The sequence below is a fragment of the Lawsonibacter sp. genome (assembly GCF_022777125.1).
Classification (GTDB): domain Bacteria; phylum Bacillota; class Clostridia; order Oscillospirales; family Oscillospiraceae; genus Lawsonibacter_A; species Lawsonibacter_A hominis.
In genome coordinates, this window is the sequence record NZ_JALFGV010000144.1 from 1 (window position 1) to 4,795 (window position 4,795).

Here is a 4,795-nt window from a genome sequence, read left to right on the forward strand (position 1 = left end):
CCAAGAAGGTCTATTCCACCGAGGACCCCAATGTTGTTATCGTCTCCTACAAGGACGATGCCACCGCGTTTGACGGCCTGAAGAAGGGCACCATCACCGGCAAGGGCGCCATCAACAACCGCATGACGAACAACCTGATGCGCCGGCTGGAGGCCAAGGGTGTGCCCACCCACCTGGTGGAGGAGCTCAGCGACCGCGAAACCGCCGTGAAGAAAGTCTCCATCGTGCCGCTGGAGGTCATCATCCGCAACCTCTCGGCCGGCTCCTTCGCCAAGCGCTACGGCGTGGAGGAGGGCATTGTATTTGACGCTCCCACCATTGAGTTTTCCTATAAAAACGACGACCTGGGCGATCCGCTCATCAACACCTATCACGCCCTGGCCCTCAAGCTGGCCACCGCCGAGGAGATCGCGCTCATCAAGAACTACGCCTTTACCGTCAACGAACTGCTGAAAGGGTTCATGAAGGAGATCGGCATCGACCTGGTGGATTTCAAGCTGGAATTCGGCAGGACCGCCGACGGCCAGATCGTATTGGCCGACGAGATCAGCCCCGACACCTGCCGCCTGTGGGATGAGAAGACCCATGAGAAGCTGGACAAGGACCGCTTCCGCCGGGATCTGGGCGGCGCGGAGGAGGCCTACGAGGAGGTCATGCGCCGCCTGACCGGCGTGGAGTAGGCCATGGGTGGATTTTTCGGCGCTGTCTCCAAGCGCGACTGCGTGCTGGACCTATTCTTCGGCACCGACTATCACTCCCATCTGGGCACCCGCCGGGGCGGCATGGCGGTTTACGACCGCGAGGCCGGCTTTCAGCGGCAGATCCACAACATTGAGAACACCCCCTTCCGCACCAAATTTGAAGGGGATCTGGGGGAATTCCGGGGCTGCGCGGGCATCGGCTGCATCAGCGACACCGATCCTCAGCCGCTGCTGGTGCGCTCCCACCTGGGGCTGTACGCCATCACCACCGTGGGTATCATCAACAATGCCGACACTCTGGTGGAGACGTATTTTTCCGACCACGGCCACCAGTTCATGGCCATGAGTTCGGGCAAGGTCAATTCCACCGAACTCACCGCCGCCCTCATCAACCAGAAAAGCGACCTGGTCTCCGGTATCCGCCACGCGCAGGAGGCGATCGACGGCTCCTGCACCATTCTCGTGCTTACCCCCGACGCCATCATCGCCGCCCGGGACCGGCTGGGCCGTCTGCCCGTACTGGTGGGCCAGAACGAGGAGGGCTGCTGCGTCTCCTTCGAATCCTTCGCCTATCATAAGCTGGGCTATCAGGACGCTTATGAGCTGGGGCCCCGTGAGATCGTGCGCCTGACGCCGGAGGGATGGGAGACCCTCTCCCCCGCCGGCGAGCAGATGAAGATCTGCGCCTTCCTGTGGACCTATTACGGCTACCCCAATTCCAATTACGAGGGCATGAACGTGGAGGTCATGCGCTACCGCAACGGCGAGATCATGGCCCGGGACGAGATCCAGAAGGGCCAGCTGCCCAAGGTGGACTTTGTAGCCGGCGTACCCGACTCGGGCGTGCCCCACGCCATCGGCTTTGCCAACCGCAGCGGCAAGCCCTTCGCCCGCCCCTTCGTCAAGTACACGCCCACCTGGCCCCGCTCCTTTATGCCCGCCAATCAGGAGGTGCGCAACCAGGTGGCCAAAATGAAGCAGATCCCCGTGCCTGAGCTGATCCAGGGCAAGAAGCTCCTCTTTGTGGACGATTCCATCGTCCGCGGCACGCAGCTGCGGGAGACCGTTGAGTTCCTGTACGAGTCCGGGGCCGAGGAGGTCCACATGCGCTCGGCCTGCCCCCCCATCATGTATGGCTGCAAGTATCTGAACTTCTCCCGCAGCAACTCCGATATGGAGCTTCTGGCCCGCAAGACGGTACAGGAGCTGGAGGGGGACGAGGGGCAGGCGCATCTGGACGAGTACGCCGACGCTTCCACCGAGCGGGGCAGATGTATGCTCCGGTCCATCTGTGAGAAGCTGGGCTTCGATTCGCTGGGCTACCAGTCCCTGGACGGCCTGCTGGAGGCCATCGGCATCGACCGCGACAAGATCTGCACCTATTGCTGGAGCGGAGCGGAATAACCGTTTCCGGGGCCGCCGTCCTTTCCGGATGGGAAGGCGCCGCTCCCGCGTCCGTGTCAGGCACGGCTGCTGTGGCCGCCGCGGCCACAAGTTAAGGCGTCCTTCGCAGGCATATGTCCTGCTTCGGACTTCTTTGGAAAATGGAGGTCTGTATGAAGAATTCTCATTCTGAATCCTACGCCGCCGCCGGCGTGGACGTGACCGCCGGTTACGAGGCGGTCAACCGCATCAAGCCCCTGGTCGAATCCACCTATATTCCCGGCGTCATGGGCACCCTGGGCGGCTTCGGCGGTCTGTTTGCCCCCAACTGCGCGGGCATGGATAAGCCCCTTTTGGTCTCCGGCACGGACGGCGTGGGCACCAAGCTGAAGATCGCCTTTCTGATGGACAAGCACGACACCGTGGGCATCGACTGTGTGGCCATGTGCGTCAACGATATCATCTGCGCCGGGGCCATGCCCCTGTTTTTCCTGGATTATCTGGCCGTGGGCAAGAACCTGCCCAGCCGCATCGAGGCCATCGTTTCCGGCGTCACCGAAGGCTGCCGCCAGGCGGGCTGCGCCCTGGTGGGCGGCGAGACCGCCGAGATGCCCGGCTTCTACCCGGAACAGGAATACGATCTGGCCGGCTTCTCCGTTGGTCTGGTGGATCAGGCCAAAATGATCGACGGCTCCACGCTGCAGGAGGGGGACCTGCTCATCGGCCTGGGCTCCAACGGCGTGCACTCCAACGGTTTTTCCCTGGTGCGCAAGGTCTTCGGCATTGCCGACGACGCCAAGCCCCTGGAGACCTACGTGTCCGATCTGGGCCATACGCTGGGAGAGGAGCTGCTGCGTCCCACCCACATCTATGTGCGCTCCATCCGCTGCCTGCGGCAGCACGGGGTGGACGTGAAGGCGGTCAGCCACATCACCGGCGGCGGCCTGTATGAGAACGTGCCCCGCATGATGAAGGAGGGGCTCACCGCCCGGATCCAGACCGCTTCTTTCCCGGTGCCCCCGATCTTCGAACTGATCCAAAAGGCCGGAGACATCCCCGCGCGGGATATGTACAACACCTTCAACATGGGCATCGGCCTGGTCATCGCCATCCCCAAGGACCAGATCGGCAACGCCCTGGACGTGCTGGCCCGGGCCGGAGAGCAGTCCTATGTGATCGGTTCCGTGGTCAAGGGCGACGCGGGCGTGGAGCTGGTATGAGCCCGGGCGGCAGCGAAGGCGCCCTCCTGACCGCGGGGGCGTCCGCGCCGCCTGCGCACGACTTCGAAATTCATTTCCGCCTCCGGCGGAAACTCTGCGAGGTATCACTATGACACGAATCGCCGTGCTGGTGTCCGGAGGCGGCACCAATCTCCAGGCGCTCATCGACGCGCAGGGACGGGGAGAGCTGAAAAACGGTGTCATCGCCGCCGTGATCTCCTCCCGCGCCGACGCTTTTGCTCTGGAACGGGCCGCCCGGGCCGGTATCCCCGGCTATGTGGTCTCCCGGAAGGACTACGGCTCCAACCGGGAGATGACCGCCGCCCTGGTGGAGCAGCTGCGCGGGCTGGAGATCGGCCTGGTAGTGCTGGCGGGCTTCCTGCACATCCTCACCGAGGAGATGGTGCAGGCCTATCCCAACGCCATTCTCAACGTCCATCCCGCCCTGATCCCTTCCTTCTGCGGCGCGGGCTATTACGGCCTGCATGTCCACGAAAAAGCTCTGGACTATGGCGTCAAGGTCACCGGCGCCACCGTCCATTTCGTCAACGAGGAGCCGGACGGCGGTCCCATCGTACTGCAAAAGGCGGTGGACATCCGGGAGGACGACACGCCGGAGACGCTCCAGCGCCGGGTCATGGAGCAGTGTGAGTGGAGCATCCTGCCCCGGGCCGTATCCCTGTTCTGCGAGGGCCGCCTCCATGTGGAGGGGCGGCACGTCAAAATAACCGAGGGAGCTGTTTGTCAATGAAAACGCTTGATCTGACCGCGCTGCTGCGCGCCAATCCCTATCCCGGCCGGGGCATCGTACTGGGCCGCTCTCCCGACGGGGCGAAGGCTGTGATCGCCTATTTCATTATGGGCCGCAGCGAAAATTCCCGCAACCGGGTGTTTGTGGAAACCCCCGACGGCATCCGTACCCAGGCCTTTGACCCCTCTAAAATGACCGATCCGTCCCTGATCATCTACGCCCCGGTGCGGGTCTTCGGCAGCTCTACCATCGTCACCAACGGCGACCAGACCGACACCGTCCGGGAGGGCCTGGCGGCGGGCAAGACCTTTGCACAGGCCCTGCATACCCGCACGTTTGAGCCGGACGGCCCCAACTACACGCCCCGCATTTCCGGCCTGGTGCACGGCAACGGCGACTATACCCTGTCCATTCTGAAAAGCGCGGACGGAGAGGCGTCCTCCTGCCGCCGGTACTTTTTCGCCTACGAAAACCCCATTGCCGGCCAGGGGCATTTTATCCATACCTACCTGGGCGACGGCGATCCCCTCCCCTCTTTTGAGGGCGAGCCGGAGCAGGTGGCCATCACCAGCGAGACGCCGCAGGAATTTGCCCATCTGCTGTGGAACAACCTCAACGAAGACAACAAGGTCTCCCTCTTCGTGCGCTATATCGACCTGGAGCGGGGCGCCTGGGAGAGCGTCATCATCAATCAGCACGCGTAAGTCCGGCGGGGGGGCGCCCGCCGCCCCCCCGCCCGC

Annotated in this window: 5 protein-coding genes; all 5 read left to right on the forward strand. The window is 63.4% G+C overall.

The genetic code is table 11. The annotated features are described in order from the left end of the window. Positions 1–680: phosphoribosylaminoimidazolesuccinocarboxamide synthase (purC, locus tag MR825_RS11695; protein WP_287880837.1), on the forward strand; the 680-nt coding region annotated here is incomplete at its 5' end. A gap of 3 nt (positions 681–683) precedes the next feature. Beyond that, entirely contained in the window at positions 684–2,105 is a 1,422-nt protein-coding gene (locus tag MR825_RS11700) for an amidophosphoribosyltransferase (protein WP_186907064.1), read from the forward strand. Positions 2,106–2,257: 152 nt separating this feature from the next. Beyond that, positions 2,258–3,304, forward strand: a complete 1,047-nt coding sequence (purM, locus tag MR825_RS11705; protein WP_186907063.1) for a phosphoribosylformylglycinamidine cyclo-ligase — start codon at positions 2,258–2,260, stop codon at positions 3,302–3,304. 109 nt (positions 3,305–3,413) lie between these two features. Beyond that, positions 3,414–4,055 carry a phosphoribosylglycinamide formyltransferase gene (gene purN, locus MR825_RS11710; RefSeq protein WP_256176425.1) on the forward strand — a complete coding sequence of 214 codons (642 nt, stop codon included), beginning with the start codon at positions 3,414–3,416 and terminating at the stop codon, positions 4,053–4,055. Further along, positions 4,052–4,759 (forward strand): IMP cyclohydrolase, encoded by a 708-nt coding sequence (locus MR825_RS11715; protein ID WP_256176424.1) that lies wholly within the window; start codon positions 4,052–4,054, stop codon positions 4,757–4,759. The genes purN and MR825_RS11715 overlap by 4 nt, the downstream gene beginning before the upstream one ends. The last annotated feature ends 36 nt before the right edge of the window (positions 4,760–4,795 follow it).

Excerpts from the sequence above, each read along its gene's own strand:
- MR825_RS11700 (WP_186907064.1), top strand. The coding sequence starts at position 684 with ATGGGTGGATTTTTCGGCGCTGTCTCCAAGCGCGACTGCGTGCTGGAC.
- purM (WP_186907063.1), top strand. The coding sequence starts at position 2,258 with ATGAAGAATTCTCATTCTGAATCCTACGCCGCCGCCGGCGTGGACGTG.
- purN (WP_256176425.1), top strand. The coding sequence starts at position 3,414 with ATGACACGAATCGCCGTGCTGGTGTCCGGAGGCGGCACCAATCTCCAG.
- MR825_RS11715 (WP_256176424.1), top strand. The coding sequence starts at position 4,052 with ATGAAAACGCTTGATCTGACCGCGCTGCTGCGCGCCAATCCCTATCCC.